The organism is Dyella acidisoli (assembly GCF_030160295.1).
Classification (GTDB): domain Bacteria; phylum Pseudomonadota; class Gammaproteobacteria; order Xanthomonadales; family Rhodanobacteraceae; genus Dyella_B; species Dyella_B acidisoli.
Genome location: NZ_BSOB01000025.1, coordinates 279,592 through 298,681, shown reverse-complemented (window position 1 = coordinate 298,681; position 19,090 = coordinate 279,592). Strand labels below are relative to the sequence as shown.

Annotated in this window: 15 protein-coding genes; 4 read left to right on the top strand and 11 right to left on the bottom strand. The window is 56.9% G+C overall.

Going from position 1 to position 19,090, the window contains the following annotated elements:
- Positions 1-211: 211 nt before the first annotated feature.
- Positions 212-3,895 (top strand): Ig-like domain-containing protein, encoded by a 3,684-nt coding sequence (locus QQJ86_RS14670; protein ID WP_284321703.1) that lies wholly within the window; start codon positions 212-214, stop codon positions 3,893-3,895.
- 195 nt (positions 3,896-4,090) lie between these two features.
- Here the strand turns inward: QQJ86_RS14670 and QQJ86_RS14665 are convergent, their stop codons facing one another.
- The 5 genes from QQJ86_RS14665 to QQJ86_RS14645 form a co-directional block, all read right to left on the bottom strand.
- Complete coding sequence (locus QQJ86_RS14665) at positions 4,091-5,935, bottom strand: sensor histidine kinase (RefSeq protein ID WP_284321702.1); 1,845 nt, start codon at positions 5,933-5,935, stop codon at positions 4,091-4,093.
- 8 nt (positions 5,936-5,943) lie between these two features.
- A complete protein-coding gene (locus QQJ86_RS14660; protein WP_284321714.1) occupies positions 5,944-6,606 on the bottom strand; it encodes a response regulator transcription factor in 663 nt (220 codons plus the stop codon).
- 150 nt (positions 6,607-6,756) lie between these two features.
- Positions 6,757-8,229 carry an RDD family protein gene (locus tag QQJ86_RS14655; RefSeq protein WP_284321701.1) on the bottom strand — a complete coding sequence of 491 codons (1,473 nt, stop codon included), beginning with the start codon at positions 8,227-8,229 and terminating at the stop codon, positions 6,757-6,759.
- 561 nt (positions 8,230-8,790) lie between these two features.
- Positions 8,791-9,636, bottom strand: a complete 846-nt coding sequence (locus tag QQJ86_RS14650) for an alpha/beta fold hydrolase (protein WP_284321700.1) — start codon at positions 9,634-9,636, stop codon at positions 8,791-8,793.
- A 268-nt stretch (positions 9,637-9,904) separates the two neighbouring features.
- Positions 9,905-10,255 (bottom strand): hypothetical protein, encoded by a 351-nt coding sequence (locus QQJ86_RS14645; protein ID WP_284321699.1) that lies wholly within the window; start codon positions 10,253-10,255, stop codon positions 9,905-9,907.
- A gap of 109 nt (positions 10,256-10,364) precedes the next feature.
- Between QQJ86_RS14645 and QQJ86_RS14640 the strand changes: the two genes are divergently transcribed.
- Positions 10,365-10,487: a hypothetical protein gene (locus QQJ86_RS14640; protein ID WP_284321715.1), complete on the top strand. Its 123-nt coding sequence runs from the start codon at positions 10,365-10,367 to the stop codon at positions 10,485-10,487.
- Positions 10,488-10,587: 100 nt separating this feature from the next.
- Here the strand turns inward: QQJ86_RS14640 and QQJ86_RS14635 are convergent, their stop codons facing one another.
- Positions 10,588-11,067 carry a hypothetical protein gene (locus tag QQJ86_RS14635; RefSeq protein ID WP_284321698.1) on the bottom strand — a complete coding sequence of 160 codons (480 nt, stop codon included), beginning with the start codon at positions 11,065-11,067 and terminating at the stop codon, positions 10,588-10,590.
- 227 nt (positions 11,068-11,294) lie between these two features.
- On the opposite strand from QQJ86_RS14635, the gene QQJ86_RS14630 reads away from it, so the two are divergent.
- Complete coding sequence (locus QQJ86_RS14630) at positions 11,295-12,005, top strand: transposase (RefSeq protein ID WP_284321697.1); 711 nt, start codon at positions 11,295-11,297, stop codon at positions 12,003-12,005.
- 154 nt (positions 12,006-12,159) lie between these two features.
- Entirely contained in the window at positions 12,160-13,224 is a 1,065-nt protein-coding gene (locus QQJ86_RS14625) for a cytochrome-c peroxidase (RefSeq protein WP_284321696.1), read from the top strand.
- A 268-nt stretch (positions 13,225-13,492) separates the two neighbouring features.
- Here QQJ86_RS14625 and glmS read toward each other — a convergent pair whose 3' ends face one another.
- From glmS to QQJ86_RS14600, 5 genes are all read right to left on the bottom strand, one after another.
- Entirely contained in the window at positions 13,493-15,322 is a 1,830-nt protein-coding gene (glmS, locus tag QQJ86_RS14620; RefSeq protein WP_284321695.1) for a glutamine--fructose-6-phosphate transaminase (isomerizing), read from the bottom strand.
- Between the two features lie 229 nt (positions 15,323-15,551).
- Positions 15,552-16,922: a pyridoxal-phosphate dependent enzyme gene (locus QQJ86_RS14615; protein WP_284321694.1), complete on the bottom strand. Its 1,371-nt coding sequence runs from the start codon at positions 16,920-16,922 to the stop codon at positions 15,552-15,554.
- 152 nt (positions 16,923-17,074) lie between these two features.
- Positions 17,075-17,305, bottom strand: coding sequence for an HP1242/YdcH family protein (locus QQJ86_RS14610; protein WP_284321693.1), 231 nt, complete (start codon positions 17,303-17,305; stop codon positions 17,075-17,077).
- Positions 17,306-17,683: 378 nt separating this feature from the next.
- Positions 17,684-18,328 (bottom strand): hypothetical protein, encoded by a 645-nt coding sequence (locus QQJ86_RS14605; RefSeq protein WP_284321692.1) that lies wholly within the window; start codon positions 18,326-18,328, stop codon positions 17,684-17,686.
- Positions 18,328-19,020: a DUF4398 domain-containing protein gene (locus QQJ86_RS14600; RefSeq protein ID WP_284321691.1), complete on the bottom strand. Its 693-nt coding sequence runs from the start codon at positions 19,018-19,020 to the stop codon at positions 18,328-18,330. Before QQJ86_RS14600 ends, QQJ86_RS14605 begins: the two co-directional genes overlap by 1 nt.
- Between the last annotated feature and the right edge of the window lie 70 nt (positions 19,021-19,090).

Below are 19,090 nucleotides of genomic sequence, written 5' to 3'. Positions count from 1 at the left end.
GGACTCGCCCTCGCTCGTTACAGAACGGTGGATAGTTTTACTCTCCACCGCTGGCCCATGAGGCCTTATTTAGCGCGGGGGCGAGTCCATGTAATTACGAGCTAGTTGGTTTTTATAGATCGCCCCCAACCCTGCATACCCCCGAAATCAGGGGTGTCCACCCGCGCCGCCATGAACACAATGATGGGTTTTGAAAGCGTGGGACAGGGGAATGAACGCCATGTACGACAGGGGGACACGGCACGTTTGCCGTGGGCGTGTTCGGCGTGGGCTGAGCTGGCTCGCGCTGTTGAGTGTGTTTGGCTTACCCGGCCTGGCCCTGGCTTCGCCGGGATGCCAAGCGCTCAACGGGCAATCCGGCACCATCGCGGGATACGGATACATCCAGCTGTTGAGCAATAGCCAGCAGGTCAATCAAGGCGACGCGGTAACGCTGACCACGCCGGGTCAGCTTTTCTACGGCGGTTCCTTCCTGCAAATGAGTGCCAACGGCAATACCGTCTCCGGCACAGAGAGTAATTCGGGCGCAGGCGCCGATAACCTCACCAACAACCTTGGCAGCTCGACGACGTACAGCATTACCTGCAGATCGGTCGGTGCCACGATATCGGGCGTCAGTCCGTCTTCGGCCACTGTCGGCAGCACGGTGACCCTTTCCGGTACCGGTTTCTGGGGCGCCTCGCAGGTGCTTTTCGGCGCGATACCGGCCACTTCGTTCACCGTCACCTATGGTGCCACTCCGTTGATTACCGCAGCGGTGCCCAACGGTTCGGGTACGGTGACGATCACGGTGGTCACCGATGCGGGCACGTACACCGGCGGGTCGTTCACGTTTGCCCCGCCCGCCGCCGGCCCAGTTAGCACCAGCGTTGCATTCGACAGCAGCAACAACGCCATTCCCTTGAATACCAGCGGCAATCCCACGGCTGTTGCGGTAGTCAGTGCACCTGCGCATGGCACAGCAAGAGCCGCTGGAACGTCGATCACGTATTCGCCTACGGTCGGCTATACGGGATCGGACAGCTTTACCTATACGGCCAGCAATGCCGCTGGCACGTCAACGCTCGCCACAGTGACGATCACCGTCAATCCGCCAGCAGTGCCAACCGTTGCCGCCGCATCGGCAACAACGCTCTACAACACGGCGACGAACATCAACCTCGCAAGCGCCATTTCGGGGCTCGATATTACGGGCGTCAATATCGCTGCAAATCCCAGCCATGGCACGGTAAGCGTGTCGGGCGAAACGGTGATGTACACACCGTCTGCGACGTTCTACGGCGGCACCGACAGTTTCACTTACACCGCAACCAATCCGGGCGGCACATCGACGCCGGCGACTGTAACGGTAACCGTGGGCACGGTGGCCGCACCCACTGCTGCTGCCGTATCGACGGCAATTTCATATAACACCGCAGCCAGCATCAATCTGGCGAGTGCGATTTCGGGGCTGGACATCACTGCAGTCAACATCGCCAACGTGCCGACACACGGCACGGTGAGCGTATCGGGTGAAACGGTGACTTACACGCCGTCCGCGACGTTCTATGGGGGCACTGATAGCTTCACTTACACGGCAACAAATCCAGGTGGAACGTCTTCGCCTGCGACGGTGACTGTGACGGTAGGGCAAGTAGCGGTGCCCACAGTTGCCGCAAAATCGGCAACGACGCAGTACAACACCGCAACGAGCATCAATCTTGCGAATGCTATTTCTGGAACAGATGTTACTGGCGTCGCCGTCGCAAGCAATCCAAGTCATGGCACGGTGAGCGTGTCGGGCGAAACCATCACGTACACGCCATCCGCGACGTTCTATGGCGGCAGTGACAGTTTTACCTACACGGCCACCAATCCAGGTGGAACGTCTTCGCCTGCAACGGTGACAGTAACGGTGGGCGAAGTAGCGGTACCCACGGTTACAGCCAAATCGGCGACAACACCGTACAACACGGCAACGAGTATCAATCTGGCGAGTGCGATTGCGGGAACGGACGTTACCGGGGTCGCCGTCGCAAGCAATCCAAGCCACGGCACAGTGAGTGTGTCGGGCGAAACCATCACGTACACGCCATCTGCAACGTTCTATGGCGGCACCGATACGTTTACGTATACAGCAGCCAACCCGGGCGGAAATTCGTCGCCCGCGACGGTTACGGTCACGGTGACGCCCTTGAGCACACCTGTTGCCGCCGCACTTTCGGTAGCCACCACAACAGCAACACCTGTGCTTATCGAAGCAGCCGCTGAGGCAAGCAGCCCTCAGCCTTTGACCGGTTTGAATATAGCGACGCAGCCAACACACGGAATAGCCACGGCAAGCGGCGAACAGATCATCTATACGCCGGCTTCTGGTTTTACGGGTACTGACACCTTCACCTATCAGTTGAGCAATCACTTCGGTGCGTCCGCACCCGCTGTTATCACGGTGACAGTGACGGCAGCAGGCAGTGCCTCGGGCCTGAGTCGCACGGTAACCACGCAACCAGGGAGCCCCGTATCGGTGAACTTGGCCAGCATTGCCCAAGGTTCGTATGTGTCGTCGGCACTATTGGGTGTTTCACCCGCTGGTGCGGGCAGCGCGACGTTGAGCCAACCTGCCACGTTGTCGTTCACGCCCACGTCGAACTTCCACGGTCTGGTGCAGATCACCACCGCACTGGTCGCGTCGAACGGGCAATCACAGACGATCGACATTCTTGTATTAGTGAGCAACCAGCCCGATCCGTCTCGGAATCAGGACGTGCTTGGTTTGGTCAACGCACAGACCATGCAAGCCGAACGTTTTGCCCAGAATCAGCTCAGCAATATTCAGAACCGCTTGGACAGCTTGCATGATGGAAACGAAACGTCGCGCTTCAGCAATAACCTTTCCATCAGCCTGGACGGCAAGCCGTTGAGTGCACCATCGGGCACACCATTGCCCGATAGGCCGGGGTCCAATCAGGGACTCGTCGAGATACGCCCGGGCATTGGCGCAAGCGAAGGTGCCGGCAACGAACCGCTTTCGGCAAACACAGCATCCCAAAGCAGCACGCAGACTGCAGGCAAGCAAGCTTCGGGACCGGGTACATGGATCGCCGGCACGGCAAACTTCGGGACGTTCGATGCGTATCGGCAAGCTGCAGGTTTTGATTCGGACAGCATTGCAGTCAGCGCCGGCGTGGATCAGCGCATCAGTGAACACGCGTTGATAGGCCTAAGCTTCGGCTACAACCATGACAACAGCGAGATCAATCACGATGGCACGCGCAACGTGGCGCAGGGCTACACCGCTGCGTTCTACGGCAGCTACCAACCGGGTGCACACGTGTATCTCGACGGTGTTATAGGTGGCGGCGGCCTGCGTTTCGACAGCAGCCGATACGCTATCGACAGCGGCACCGATTTGCTCGGCCATCGCAACGGCAGCCAGTGGTTCGCTTCGCTCACAGCGGGCTACGAATATCAAACGGGCGCATGGTCACTGTCGCCCTATGGTCGATTCGCCTGGTCACTGTCGTCACTCAATGCTTTCTCAGAAAACGGCGACGTAGCCGACGCATTGGCCTATGGCACCCAGACGATACGTACGTCGCAAGCCATAGCGGGCGTTCGCGCGAGCGGCAAGATTCCGTGGAGCAGCGGCTGGCTGATACCGCACGTACGCCTGGAAGTGGGGCACGACTTCCAAGGGACCAGCAGCACTGCATTGAGCTACGCCTTCATTCCCTCGGCGGGTTCATGGAACGTGCTGACAAATCCATATTCGGCAAACGGGACTAGCGTGCAGGTGGGTTTCGGCGGCGATTTGCAGCTTCAGAATGATCTGCTGATCACCACGGAATATGAGTATCTGTTGATGCCGCATGCGCACGACCAGAGCATCCGAATTGGTGTGCAAAAGAAGTTTTAGGCGACTGGGGATAAGGGCAATGGCGCTAGCTTAAGCGTTTGTTCGTCGTTCGCCGCGGGCGCCCCCTCTCCCCTCGGGAGAGGGGCTGGGGGTGAGGGTTCGGGCGGGGCGCGATGACGATTTCTTGCGCCAGTTCTTATCATTGCGCGCTGATCGTACCCTCACCCCAAACCCCTCTCCCGAAGGGAGAGGGGTTTAAGTTAGCGCCATTGGAGATAAGGGCACGTCGAAGCTGAGGCGCGTACCGCCTCCCGGCGACGACATTATCTGCAAGGTGGCGCCGAGCCTGCCGACGCGGGCGCGCAGGCTTGGCAGGCCCGCACCTCGCCTCGCCACGCTAGCCAGATCGAACCCTTGCCCATCGTCGCGCACTTCCACGTTCAAGCATTCACCCTTGCGCCGGATGTACACGTGCACCTGCGATGCACTGCTGTGCTTGAGCACGTTGGTCAAAGACTCTTGCAAGAAGCGAAGCAACTCCAACACGCGCATAGCGCCCAGACTTAGATCGTCCACACCCTCCACAGTCCAGCGATTGTCGATGGCGATCGCCTCAAAACGCTGACTCCAGCGATGCCGCAACGGGGCAAGCAGACCGGCCAGATCGGTATCACGCTCATGCGTCGTCGTATCGATGATCAGGCGCAAGTCGTCGCGCAGCTCCTTGAGGGTGATAACAACTTGTGCAGGTTCGGGCGGAAGACGCGGGTTTTCGAGCGTCGAAATGGCGGCGAGCAGGCTGCCGCCAAAACCGTCGTGCAGGTCGCGAACGAGATTGAGGCGCTCGCCGATGCGAGCATTGTTCAAAGCCAGGTCATGCTCGCGCTTGAGCGTCTCCGTCAATTGACCGGTCGCCGCTTGCACCTCACGCTGCAGTTCCAGGTTGAAATTTTCCGCCCGTCGCATGGCGACGGCAAAACGATAGGCAAGCGCACTACCCATGCCGATGATTGTAATCGGCGAGGTCACCGCCAGCAGATAGCTATCGCTGCGAATGACGCCAAGAAACAGCAACATGTCGTGCGCAGACACGACCAAGGGAATCAGCAGGCTGCCAGCCAACGCGTAGTTATCGGCGCGCGGGTGCCGCCAGGCATAACCCATGAACCCAAAGATGGCCACGTAATAGATGCTGCAACCGAAGATAATGGCGACGGCGCGATAGTGACCCGTCCATTGAGGGCATAACAGGGCGACGGCAAATAGCGCCACGCAAAGCACCAGCATGATTCCTTCGGTACGCGGCCACTGATAACCCGCGTAACGAAGCAGGAATATGGCAAACGTTACCGTCGACGCGAAGTACGCCGCGGCATTAATAGCCTCCCAGGCAGGGGTGTTATTGAATGGCCATGGGCTGGAGGCAAGGAAATTGATCGTATACAACGACCAAACCACGGTGCACAACGCATACCAGCCATAGTAGGTGTCTTTGCGCCGCAACAGCCAAAGCAGGAAGAACAACCCACCGAATACGAAGCTCACGGATAGATCGAATACTTGCACGTTGTAGCGCAAAAACTCGCCTCGACGTTCGCGTGCTTGCACTGCATCGGGATTCCCGATCGTAACGGCGCCGAATCCCGGCTGATAGCCGGCTAATCCCGACACACGCACCAGCAGCGTATTTTGCCCCTGGCGAAGCAGCGGCTTGTCGATCAGGAAATATTGTGGCCGGATCCACGTACGTGAAAGCGGCTCCACCAGATGAGTGTCGCTATAGATCCGGTTGCCATTGACGTAGAGGACATATGCCAAACTGACGTAATCGATGAACAAGCCTACCGGTTGATCGGTGCTCGTTTGATTCCAATGCAGTCGATACCACACCACGCCATCGTGATGAGGCCAACGGGTATCCCACAAGTCCATTAGCTTGACGGGCGTCCAGCCATCGACCGGCGGCGCTTCGGAATGCCAGTCGGCCGGTGCCGCCTCGGCAGATTGAAGCTCGATGGTTGCATTCGTCGTCGATGGGATTTGCTCTGCGGCAACTGAAGATGCAAACAACCCACACGCGAGCAACAGAACGAAAAACACGCGCATATCTACAGCAACCCCATGGACTTGGCTTCGAACACCGCAGCTGTGCGTGAGCTGACCGCCAGTTTGCGATAGATGCTCTTCGTATAGCCTTCGATGGTAAAGCGAGAGAGACCGGTAAGATCAGCGATTTCGCGATTGCTGAATCCCTGCGCGACAAATTGCAAAATTTCCGATTCGCGCTCTGAAAGCGATATGTCGTTCCTGACCAATGATTCGGTGGGAGAGACAGACGGCGCGAGGTTGTCCTTGGACACAAATGGAATGTAGGAAAGAATGCGACGCGCGATAAGCGGATCGATCAATGCACCGCCGCGGCGGATGCTTTGCAAGGCAGCGCGAAGCTCGACATCGTCCCGCTCCTTCATCAGGTATCCGACGGCACCGGCACGCAAGGCCGCCAATACGATTTCTTCATGCCCCCACGCCGAGATCGCTACCGTCGTCGTATCAGGATGATGATTTTCAACCCAGCCGATCAGTTCCACACCGTTGCCATCAGGCAATCCAATGTCGACCAGCGCCAGGCGAGGCTTGAAGACCGGGACGATGGCTTTGGCATCCGCCACAGTGTCCGCAACCGCAATATCATGCGTCGCGCCAAGCAGGTCCGACAGCAGGCGAACAAGGCGCTGCTGGGTTGACTCGTCGTCGTCCACGACGAGCACGGGACTCAATGCAATGAGCTCCCCTGTCGAGACCATGCGCCGTACACCCCCTGACTGTGGCGCTGACTATGCTACCTCAGGGGTGATGGCCGTATGCAGATGGTCCTTTATGACAAGTCCGGAACGCTGTAATCCTTCGCGTTGCGGCTATCAAGGGAGACAGGTGGTGGTGTAAATGAATTTCGCGATATCGCTACTTCCGCAACTCCAGGTCACATCGCCGTTCGCGCGCGACGGTATGAACAACAGGTGCTTATCACGCAAGATGGGGGCGGCCTGATTGCCAAAAGTCACCTCCACAACGCCATCCTTGATCGCAACCGACGAAACGTATTTGCCGGCGAATGTCTCAGGAGCGCCGATGCCCACCACGGCGTTGTTGGTCGGCGGCATGCGGGTCCATTTCAATTGAGCGGCAACCGCTTGTTTTGCGCTGTCGGCAAGCTCGATCGCTTCACTTAGCTGATCGCGCGCCACGTATCGCTGATAGCCTCCGTAGCTGACTGCCGCGACGACGGGGGTCACTACAAAAGCGCCGACTGTCACCAGCACGGCGATCCCCCAAACGGGCATCCCTTTGCGATAGGCCTCAGGATCATCTCTATCCAACTGCACCTGCCCCTGTTGCCACGCCTGCAGCTCTTGCTTGCGCACAACGAAGGTGCCGGCTATCAAATCGTGCAGAGCCTGCTTGCGGGCCGTCATCCCCGCCATGATGAAGCCGATCAAAAGCGTAAAATACGAAACGATTACACCGAAATTACGCCCAAACGCTTGCCAGAATCCGATCCGATTGCCGTAGGCATCGGTGACCTGCAGACCTATCGCCATCTTGCCCGGCGTTGCTTGCGTGGCGCTCGACTCCCACAGCGGGAAATAGAGCAGAAGAACGGCCAGCTCGAGCAAACCTAGTATCGCGATCGAGCCGGAAAAAATATGCTCGAGCACATAGAGCCCGGCGCGTATCGCCAGTCCATCGATAATCCGCGCCACAAAACGCAACCAGAAGCCGGCATGGATTTTTATCTCGTATCCATCTATCGGTAGCTCGCTGGGCGGGCGGCGCTGCAATGGCTCTGTCGGAGCCGAGGTGTCGAATCGCTTGCTTGTCGCACGTTGCGGCGGTGGCGGCGCCGCTGCCGAAGTGTCCAGCGAATTAGCTACTTCGTGTTTCGTCGGCAGCTTCGGCGCACCCGACAAGCCCAGTGCAGCTTCCAGTGTCTGCCAGATATTTTCTCCCTTGATGCAGACATTGAGTTGCCGATCCAGGGTGCCGTGTTCGACCGCATGACGCGCATACGCTTCGCTGACCGGACCGCAAAGGCCTTGCTCGGTCCGCAGCCACAGCTGACGATCGCCGCGATCGGCCAGTGCCACCGCTTCCGCACCGGCCGCGATCAAGGCATCGCGTTGCCCGCACGCCTCGGTCTGACTGACCGGCTTGAGGGTGAACGGCAAACGATTACGAATACGTTCTTGAAAGGCGGCGGGCTCGAGGCGCATCAGCTGGGCCACCTGCTCCCATATGGCTGCTGCTTCCTTGCCATTGACCGTCTTGCCGGTCAGTGTCACCGACCATGCGGCATTGATTTCCATAGTAACCTTTTGGTTGCCCGCAGCCATGCCATCTGCCAGCGGCGTCTGGCCATGATCCCCCAAAGACGGACTAGAAACCTCAAACCCCTACCCTAGGAGGTCCTGATATATTCCACGTACTCGTTATCGTACTGGTATGCGCATCCCCGACATTTTTAATTTAACAGATATTATGCCGGCGCGTAGAATAGATCAGAGCATCCCCAGCGCCTGCCTCGATCAGCTTCTCTTTGACGAGCGGCAGGGGAAGTAAGCTTAATAGTGCGGTGAGCAAAGAACGCTCTTTCAAGTACCAACTCGACGTATTTGATTCAACAGGGGGCACTCATGGAATTGCTTGCGAAATTCGCTTGGCCGATTCAGATCGGCATATTCATTCTTCTCTTCTTTACGTTGCCGCATACATCTGGCCGGATTTTCATCATGCTGGGCTATATCGTGCTTAGTACGATGCTGGTTCGGTATATCAAAAGCCGATAACACGACATCACAAGTTCAACCATCTCCAGGGATAGCGGTGCCGCCTTGGGATATTTCTATGGGCGGTCTCGTAGATAGTCCATGTCGAAAAACAGAGACGCCGGCACATTACAACGCCTGCGTCTTCTGAAGCATTCTCAAGATTTCTTTCACGACCAGATCGGGCTGGTCGAGCATCACCTTGTGTGAACTGCCAACGGCAAGGACATGTTCGCGGTGCGGATTGTCGCCAGTGAACTGTGCGTGCGCATCGCGCCATATCTGCGCGCTTGCAGGATCATTCTGCCCTTTTTCCGCGACGATATCGATGATGGGAAGCGTAGCCGGAACGGAAATAGCGTTGATTTCTTTAGCGGTTGCGGGCATCGCTTCGGCAAAAGGAATGGCCACCTTGGCGAGCGCAGGCGCTTTTTGCCGAATCTCATCGTATTGCGCTCGCATCGTGGTCTGATTTTTATCGACCTCACTTTTCGGCCAAACATTGGGAACGACAGCATCAAGCAGAACAAGTCCCTTGATGTGCTCATCCTGAGAAGCCGCCACCAGGCTGATAGCTCCCCCATACGAATGCGCAACCATCACGATAGGCCCATCGACACCACACGCTGCAATCATAGCTCGCATGACATGAACGTCGTTGTCGAGACTGTAGGGCACATCCGTATTGATGCTGCTTCTACCTAGACCAGCACGGTCATAGACCAATGTCCTCACACCCGCGGCACGAATTTTCGGCGCGATGCCAGACCACACGCTGGAGTCGTTTCCGAATCCTGACTCAAAAACGACCGTAACGTTTCCCGCCCCCTCCTCATCGACCCAGATGCGATTGCCGTCGATATTCAAACGAGAAGACGCACATGCCTGCGTAGAAGCGGAATTCTGTGGCGACCCTGCATATGAAACTTGGGCTGAGACAATGCCGAGCAGTCCGACAATGGCGAGATATGTCATACGTTTAGGCACCCTTTTAGGCAAGAACCAAGCCGTTAGATATGGCAAATAAGCCCCCTTAGATGCTGCCGCGCAGCGACGGACGCGCATCGTACTGATGGCTATTGCGTGCAAGCTATCAGGAGTGCCTTAGAAAATGAGGGTGCCGAAAGTCCGGGCATGCCGGAAGTCGTAGGGAGCTTTGTATAGACATTCCCAAACACGCAAAGACGTCGCAGCGAGATAGCCACCCTCCATCACTTGCTAGTATCTATGATCAAAGTTGACTCTAAATTCTTTGCTGGGCCGCGATCACGTCGTTGATGAATTTATCGGCGTCTTCGGGTGTGATCACGATCCGACGGAACAATCCACTTCGCCTGCGAACCAAAACGCAAGTGCCGAAAATTCGATTACCGAATCGAAGGGCGGCTCCACCAATGCCGAGACCTAACCAAGACGACTTTTGAATCAAATCAATGTTGTCAACGGGTATTCGATAAATAGGCAATGCACGAAACAGGACGATTTCTATGGAATGATTTTTCACTCGATAGTCGTAAACAAAACGAAGCGTGCACACCGTTGCGCATAAAATAATAGCGAAACCCAGAATCGATACCACAAGATTCAAGTTCATAAAAATGTTTTGGCCGATGTATTGGATGGATATTTACCACTACTATTGCCGCACAGAAAAACTCTAGGAAGGCCGCTATAGATAGCGTCTCGTACAGAACGGACAATTGTTGCCGGTGCAATGCGATTACGCCAATCATCTGAAGGCGGCGCCAGACATCGCCGACTACGTCGTCAATTTCTACAACACCCATTGGCTTCATTCCACCCTCGGCTACCGGTCATCCAACTAGTACGAGCACTGCCACACCTGATTTTCGCTGCCAGCCCACCCAAAAAGTTGACCACGACGATTGGATCACCATCCACATAGATGGAAAAAGTTCACTTGTCCTAATCGCACACCCCTCTTGCAGACAGAGATTTAAAATCAATCACTGTCCCCATACCTTGAGGATTTTCAGGCGCCATCCAAACCCAATACTGCGTTACCGATCTATTTCTCACCAGCTGAGTCAAGCTAGTCCCTGCTTCGCCTTTTTTAACAGCGGGCGTTAGCGTGAACTGAAATAGCATTCTTCTCTGACTCGCCCCTAACACAATGGCATATGCAACAGAATGCAGTGATTCGTTACGGTTAGGAAGAATACAAGGCCTTCCCGTAACCACCATAAGGGGATCCAAATCGCCTTGCTTAAAATCAGGCAAACCATTAAGCAGCCCTACATCTACCCCACCACCTATCAAGTAAGAGATAAAAGCTTTCTCTTGCCTCTCATTTATGACACCCAGGGCATCATCACCCCGCACTAAAAGTGGAAAGGTCAAGATAAATAGTGACGTCACGAATTTTAAAAGATCCACCCTTTTCATACATAACACCTAAGTTGCTCAATAGTGTCGGCTAGCTTTAGATAAGGCTCACAATACAGACTTCCAGCTTCGAATAACCGGCGCCGTTGCTCCTTTCTTAGGGAGACAAGGTTTTTTTCAAACCGGGGTCAGGTTGCACTTTCCGTCACTTGAACGCGATAGTTACCGATAGCCATCGATCTTGCCCATCCTCATGATGAGGTCACTCTGTAACGGACCCAAGATCCATGCCTCGCCAGCCCCGACTCGATCTCCCCTATATTCCCCAGCACATTGTCCAACGCGGCAACGATAGGCAACCATGCTTCTTCACCGACATCGATCGTATTCGCTACCTTGATGAACTTCGCGAAATTACTCTGCACGAGCATTGCGTCGTACATGCTTACGTTCTAATGACTAATCATGTCCATCTTCTGATGACGCCCACCGACAGTGGACAGATTGCACGAGTCATGCAGGCACTTGGGCGTCGCTATGTACGGTATGTCAATGATCGGTACCGTCGTACGGGCACCTTGTGGGAAGGCCGATACAAGTCGTGCCTGGTGGATAACGATTCGTATATTCTGCGCTGTTACCGTTACATCGAATTGAACCCACTTCGAGCGCGAATGGTCGCGATGCCCCAAAACTATTCATGGTCGAGTTTCACCTACAATGCGCTTGGGGCACCTAACCTCCTAGTCCGGCCGCACCCGTCATATCTTTCACTTGGCGCCGATGCGACAGAGCGTTGTGACGCGTATCGCACATTCGTGATGCATGCCGCCCCATCCGAAGAACTTGAAGATATTCGGCGACATTTGCAAAGCCAGCATGTCTACGGCTCTGAGCGCTTTCGTGCAGCCATTGAGGCCCAACTCGGGCGGCGTGCTGGACCGGCCAGGATCGGAAGGCCAAGAAAGTCGAGGTTACCCGATGAAAGTGCAACCTGACCCCGGTTTCGGAAGGCCGATGTCATGAAAGGCATCGTCGTGATGGTGGTGAGTGATGCGTCCGAGCAAGCGGCCGACACCGCTGCATTAAAGACCAGTGGCGCAACCTTGCGCTTTGTCACCATGTAATTCGGCAGAGCTGTACGAACTATCCATGTCGGGGTTGCCGACATCACGCTTCTTCCGCTGGATCGGGTTGATCGCCCTATCTGGCTGTTTGGTCGTGGGTGCTGTAGCCATCAGCCATAAGGTTGTACGCCAGCCCGATACGTGGGTGCTGCTTACTCAGCGTATTGCCTTGGGTAAGCAGCTCTTCAATGATCCTCATCTCAGCGCTGACGGCACGGTCCGTTGCGCGTCGTGCCACATGCCCGAAAAAGGCTATACCGATGGACGACGCGTGGCGGTTGGTGTGGAAGGACGCACCGGTACACGCAATACGCCGAGCTTGATGACGCTTGAGGAAGCTCAGGAAACATCCTTCTTCTGGGATGGTCGACGTAGCTCCTTGGATCAAGCGGTGCTGGATCCGCTGACCAATCCTGTTGAGATGGGATTGCATAACCAGGCTGAGTTGCTTCAGCGCGTGCAGGAAGATTCAGCGTATACGTCAGCTTTTGCGCAAGCCTTTCCAGAAGCAAAACCAGTCATCTCTTCCGAACACATTGCAGCAGCGCTGGCGGAATACGTTCGATCACTGAGATCGCCCGAAAGCGCGTACGACCGTTATGCCTTACATGGCGACAAAACGGCGTTGGACCAACGCGCACTCCTTGGCCTCGCCATCTTCAAAGGCAAGGGGCATTGCGCAGAATGCCATCGATTGGGAGGCGCGCCTGCCGTACTCACGGATCACGCTTATCACCGGACGGGTATGGGCCTCGATGCGATCACGGCGAACCTACCCAATCTCACCGAAGACGTCATTAAGCGCTCTCTGCAAGGTGGAGCCATTGGCAACCGCGTCGCTACGCATGCGGATGAAGCGCAGCTGGGTCGTTTCAATGTTACGCAGGACCCTGCCGACATAGGGTTGTTCCGAACACCGTCGCTGCGCGACGTTTCACATACCGCGCCTTATATGCACGATGGAAGCGTCGCCACACTGGATGATGCGATTGATCGAGAGGTTTACTACCGCAGCTTGCAGGCTGGTCGCCCATTACAGCTCACGGTGGAGGAAAGGGAGGACTTGAAGTCTTTCCTGCAAGCTCTCTAAACACTGAGCAGTTATGGATCGCGCTCAGAATCGAATGGCACTTACCTAATTAAGCAGACATCTGGTTTCTTGCCACGATGTGTCTATGCCCTGCGGGCAGGGTAAGACTGGGGTAATGCTGCAGGGGTTTGCCGTGCAACTCGAATTCAACGCAAGATTGCTTCACCCCACCCCAACCCTCCCCTACTACACGTAGGGGAGGGAGTTGATCGTGGCAAGCCTCCGACTTCGTGCACTTAAGCAAGCGCGATTCTTCTCAGAACCGCACTTATTCCACGGTCACAGATTTTGCCAAATTACGCGGCTGATCCACGTCGGTGCCGCGCAAGACAGCGACGTGGTAAGCGAGCAATTGCAGTGGCACAGTGAATACCGCAGGTGCGATGAAATCGCCGCCTGCATCGATGCGCAACACCGCACCACGTGCTGGATTGCCGTCGAAGTGTGCCTTGGCATCGGCGAAGACGATCAGTTCGCCGCCGCGGGCGCGGACTTCCTGCAGGTTGGATTTGAGTTTGTCGAGTAGCGGGCCGTTGGGGGCGACGGCGATGACGGGCATGTCTTCGTCGACCAGGGCCAGCGGGCCGTGTTTCAGTTCGCCTGCGGCGTAGGCTTCGGCGTGGATATAGGAGATTTCCTTGAGCTTTAGCGCGCCTTCCATCGCCACCGGATACTCCACGCCACGGCCCAGGAACAGCGCGTGATGGCGTTGGACGAAGCGTTCGGCCAGTTCGATCACTTGCGGTTCCAGCTTCAGCGCTTCATCGAGAATGCGCGGCAGGCGCAGCAGTTGTTCGGTGAGGTCGCGATAACGCGCTTCGTCCAAACCGTGCTGCTTGGCAAGGTGCAAGGTGAGCAGTGCGAGTGCTGCGAGCTGGGTGGTGAATGCCTTGGTGGAAGCGACGCCGATTTCGGGGCCGGCGCGTGTCATCAGTTTCAGATCAGCTTCGCGTACGACGGAAGATTCAGGCACGTTGCAGATGGCGAGTGTGCCGAGATAGCCGCGGCGGCGTGATTCGCGCATGGCGGCGAGCGTGTCGGCCGTTTCGCCGGATTGCGAGATGGCGACGAACAAGGTGCCTTCCGGCACCACCGTTTCGCGATAGCGGTATTCGCTGGCCACTTCTACGTTGACGGGCAGACGCGCGTAGTCTTCGATCCAATACTTCGCCACCAGGCCGGCGTGATAGCTGGTGCCGCAAGCAACGATGTGCACGCCTTTTACTTTCGCCAACAACTCGTCGCCATCAATACCGAAGACGTTTGGCAATACGCCGTGTGCGTTGATGCGGGCTTCGAGTGTATTGGCCACGGCGTGTGGCTGCTCGAAGATTTCTTTTTGCATGTAGTGGCGGTATTCGCCGCGCTCCACGGCATCGGCGGATAGTTCGCTTTCCTGGATGCCGCGCTCGACCGCTTTTCCATCCAAGGTGTAGACCTGCACGTTTTCGCGGCTGATCTCGACGATGTCACCTTCTTCGAGGTAGATGATCTTGTTGGTGACTTGCACCAGTGCTTGTGCATCGGAGCCAAGGAAATTCTCGCCGATGCCCACACCAACCAGCAGCGGTGCACCGCGGCGCGCACCGACAACATGGCCTGGCTCATCGCGGTCAATGACGGCGATGGCGTAGGCGCCTTCGAGTTCGCGCACGGTGGCGAGCACCGCTTCGCGCAGTTTCATGCCTTGGGTTAGATGCAGGTCGATCAAGGCAGCCATCACCTCCGTATCGGTTTCGGAAGTGAACACATAGCCTTTGACTTGCAGATCCGTACGCAGCTTTGCGTAGTTCTCGATGATGCCGTTATGCACGATGGTGACGCGGCCGATCATGTGCGGATGTGCGTTCACTTCATTGGGAACGCCATGGGTTGCCCAGCGGGTATGCGCGATGCCGGTGCCACCGGGGAACGGCGCTGCGAGGTAGAGCGATTCCATTTCGCGCACTTTGCCTTTGGCACGCACGCGATGGACTTCGCCGTCTTCCAATACGGCCAAGCCGGCAGAGTCGTAGCCGCGATATTCGAGTGCTTTAAGGCCTGCGATCAGGAGTGGCGCGACATCGCGTTGGGCAGTGGCGGCAACGATTCCACACATGGTCTATTTCCTATTGCAGGCGTTGTGAAGGCGGCGACTTTGACGATTGGCCGTTTCGACAGGCTTTCGCTCGCAGGGTTCACTTTAGGCGAGACATGTCCCTTACAAAAGGGATTGGAAGCGCATTCGTACATTTGTATCGAGGCAAGTTCGTACAGCCCCACCTCCTCCTGCTTGCAGGAGGAGAAGAGAAAGTACCCCCCTACTTCGCATGGGAGGGAGAGAACTATCAATGCACTTTGCGGCGCAGATAGTTCAACAAGTCGATGCGCGTGATCAGACCAAGGAATTGCTCACCGTCCATGACGATAGCGACGTGACCGCGCTCGAACACGGGCAGCAATGCCTGCATCGGTGAGCGCACGTCGAGCATTTGCAGATCGCTGATCATCGCCGTAGCTACGTTGTCACGGAAACGCATTTCATCAGTATGTACATGCATTAAGACATCGGATTCATCGAGGATGCCGACGATGCGTTGACCATCCATCACCGGCAGCTGAGAGATGTCATAAAGCTTCATGCGTGTATAAGCCGTCATCAGCAGCTCATTCGCACCGACCACCACGGTGTCGCGGCGCGAGAACGGGCGCAGCAGCAAATCGCGCAGATCGCCATGCTGCTCACGGTCGATGAAGCCGTTGTCGAGCATCCAGTAGTCGTTGTACATCTTCGACAGGTATTTGTTGCCCGTGTCGCATACCAGTGTCACTACGCGCTTGGGCTCGGTCTGCTCGCGGCAGTATTTCAGTGCGGCGGACAGCAGCGTACCGGTGGAAGAGCCGCCCAGAATGCCTTCTTTTGCGAGCAGTTCGCGCGCGGCAAGGAAGCTTTCCTTGTCGGAGATGGCATAGGCTTTTTTCACGCGCGAGAAATCGCTAATGGTGGGCAGGAAATCTTCACCGATACCTTCCACCATCCAACTGCCGGACTTGGTGGAAAGCACACCTTCGTTGATGTACTGCGCAAGAATGGAACCGACCGGATCAGCCAGGACGATTTGCGTGTTCGGCGAGTTCTTGGCGAAGTATTGCGACAAGCCCGTCATGGTGCCGGAAGAACCGCAGCCGACGACCACCGCATCAACTTTGCCGTCCATCTGCCGAAGGATTTCCGGGCCGGTGGTTTCGATATGCGCGCGGGGGTTGTCGGGGTTGCCGAACTGATTGATGAAATAGGCGCCGGGCGTTTCGCGCGCGATGCGCTCGGCCATATCCTGGTAATACTCCGGATGCCCCTTGGCGACGTCCGAACGCGTGAGCACCACTTCGGCGCCCATGGCTTTCAAGTTGAAGATCTTTTCGCGACTCATCTTGTCGGGCACGACCAGCACCAGGCGATAGCCCTTTGCCTGCGCGACCAGTGCCAGTCCCAGGCCAGTGTTGCCGGCGGTACCCTCGACCAGCGTGGCGCCAGGCTTGATTTTGCCGGCTTTTTCCGCGCCTTCGATCATCGATAGGCCGATGCGGTCCTTGATCGAGCCACCCGGGTTTGCGCTTTCCAGTTTCAGGAACAACTCGCAATGCCCGGTATCCAGGCGCTGTGCGCGCACCATGGGAGTGTTGCCAATCAGCTCGAGGACGCTTGCGTTGACCGTCATGAAGGCTCCGTAGGAGAGTGGTGTCTGTGCCGATATATGAAAGGCAATCATAACGGGCGTGACGTGACAGGAGCGAGCCGATGCTTCATTCCCAATGAAAAGCCCCGGAACGTTTCCGCTCCGGGGCTTTGTAGTATTTGACGCTTAGTGGATCAGTGGATGGCCTGGTCTTGCCGGTGATCCCACATGTTCTGCAAGCGTTCTTTGATATGTAACTTTTCTTTCTTCATCGAAGTGAGGGTCATGTCGTCAACAGGGAGAACGCCGATTTCGGCATTGTCCACCTTGCTGTTGAGCTCCTTGTGTCGTTGGTAGAGCCGACGGAACTCGGCGTCGGCTTTCATCAGGGCTTCGACAGCGTCACGCTGCTGATCTTCGAACATGATCCAACCTCCTCGCGGTAAGACTTGAGGCACCCACGCGGGGCGCTCGCGAACAAATGCAAATCGCGCACATGACCAAAACCCACGCCCCTGGATTGGGGGATGGGTGACAGGGAAATGACAGGTATGCGCATGATTCAGTCGGTAGGCCACGGCAGCTGGAAGGCCGTGGCGACTTCGACCCTACTCTCCACTCAGCAGGGGCGCAAGCACCCCTTTGCAAGGCGCATGGGAGCGCGGGGCGTGGTCAAAAAGTCGTAAAGAGAGGCGGTTTGTTTTGTCTTTTTGCTCTCTAAGCAAAGAGACAATCAAACCACCGGGCGAGGCTGGCCCCTCACCCCAACCCTCTCCCCAAAGGGGAGAGGGCGTCGGTCACCATTATTTACCGCCACCAGACGATTGATCCTGCATCTGAGAACGCAGCGCCTTGGCTGCCTTGGCAGCTAGATCAGCCTGGTGTCGGGCAGCCGCCGCCACCTTGCTTTGGGCTGCGGCGAGCCTGCGCGCTTGGTCGGCTTCAGCCTTGGCTTGGGCGGCTTGGTCCGCAGCAGCCTGGCCTTGCGCTTGCAAACGCATGGTTTCCTGCTGAGCGATCTGGTACTGCATGCGCTGGATATCCAACTGTTGCTGCGCGGCCGTGGCGTCGATGCGGCTGCGCTCCAGTTGCAGTTGGGCGTTTTCCTGGTCGAGCTGGTTGACCTGGCGCTGCGACGCCTGCAATTGCGCCGCGGCCTTGGCCTGGTCGACCCGGCGTTGAGCGATGTACAGCGCGTGCGGCCGGTCGTGCGAGCTGGCCTGGGTAAGCTGGTTGATGGCATCGCGCGCCAGCGCCTGGTCGGCCTGGGCATAGATGCCAAGGTTCGGATCGGCGGCCAGCTGATTCAAGTTATTGGTCAATCGGTCGACATCCATGTCGTCCTTACGCGCCTGCACGGCGGCGCTGGCGAACAGGGTCAATAGCGACACGGCAATGATCGACAACATGCTCGACCAACGGAATTTCTTGGACATGGCGTTTTTCATCACTGGCCTCCCGGGTTCTGCTGCTGGCCAGAATCAGGCAGGGTCTGGAAACCCTGTCCCGGTTGTTGCTGTTGCGGATTGCCCAGCACCGAGGAAGATGGCGCCGGCATGTCCTGCTGCATCGGGGCTTGCGGCGGCAGCGGCGGAATGCCACCCGGTGCGGGGGCGCTGGACGAGGAAGCCGGGTTGCCACCGTTCTCGCCATTGTCCTGACCGTCGGCCGGCTGCTGCGTGGCAGCCATCTGCGCGGCTAGCTGCGCCTTCTGTTGCTGGTAGTGCTGATCGTTTTCCGACTGCGCTTCGGCGTTCTGCGCGCGCAAGCGACTGTTTGCGTCCATTTTGGACTGAATTTGGGCACGTGCCGCTGCAAGCTGGGCCTTGGTACGCGCCAACGTCGCATCCGCACGCGATTCGTCGGCCAGGTCGGCCGCCTGTGCATATTTGCGGTTGGCCATGGCTTGCTGCGCTTGCTGGAATTTATCTTGCGCAAAGCCGAAATCGACGGGGTCGTAATCGGGTGCACCAGCATCACGCGCGCTTTGCAGTTGCGCTTGCGCCTGGTTCATCAAATTGTCTGGCGGCGGTACGCTTGCGCAGCCGCCCAGACTCAGCGTTACAGCCAGCAAAGCTGCCAGCACCGCCGCCGGGATGCGCTTTTTACGCACCGCCAACGGGGAAAATATGTGGACCATCACTCATTCCTCTCGGAGCGTCAAGGCGTATTGTGGGCAGGCATAATCCTTGAATGCAATGCGTAAAAAT

Bases quoted from the DNA above. Each gene is read 5' to 3' on its own strand.
- QQJ86_RS14655 (WP_284321701.1), bottom strand. From the start codon at position 8,229: ATGGCTGCGGGCAACCAAAAGGTTACTATGGAAATCAATGCCGCATGG.
- QQJ86_RS14650 (WP_284321700.1), bottom strand. From the start codon at position 9,636: ATGACATATCTCGCCATTGTCGGACTGCTCGGCATTGTCTCAGCCCAA.
- glmS (WP_284321695.1), bottom strand. From the start codon at position 15,322: ATGTGTGGAATCGTTGCCGCCACTGCCCAACGCGATGTCGCGCCACTC.
- QQJ86_RS14625 (WP_284321696.1), top strand. From the start codon at position 12,160: ATGTCGGGGTTGCCGACATCACGCTTCTTCCGCTGGATCGGGTTGATC.
- QQJ86_RS14605 (WP_284321692.1), bottom strand. From the start codon at position 18,328: ATGAAAAACGCCATGTCCAAGAAATTCCGTTGGTCGAGCATGTTGTCG.
- QQJ86_RS14630 (WP_284321697.1), top strand. From the start codon at position 11,295: ATGCCTCGCCAGCCCCGACTCGATCTCCCCTATATTCCCCAGCACATT.
- QQJ86_RS14635 (WP_284321698.1), bottom strand. From the start codon at position 11,067: ATGAAAAGGGTGGATCTTTTAAAATTCGTGACGTCACTATTTATCTTG.
- QQJ86_RS14645 (WP_284321699.1), bottom strand. From the start codon at position 10,255: ATGAACTTGAATCTTGTGGTATCGATTCTGGGTTTCGCTATTATTTTA.
- QQJ86_RS14615 (WP_284321694.1), bottom strand. From the start codon at position 16,922: ATGACGGTCAACGCAAGCGTCCTCGAGCTGATTGGCAACACTCCCATG.
- QQJ86_RS14600 (WP_284321691.1), bottom strand. From the start codon at position 19,020: ATGGTCCACATATTTTCCCCGTTGGCGGTGCGTAAAAAGCGCATCCCG.
- QQJ86_RS14610 (WP_284321693.1), bottom strand. From the start codon at position 17,305: ATGTTCGAAGATCAGCAGCGTGACGCTGTCGAAGCCCTGATGAAAGCC.
- QQJ86_RS14670 (WP_284321703.1), top strand. From the start codon at position 212: ATGAACGCCATGTACGACAGGGGGACACGGCACGTTTGCCGTGGGCGT.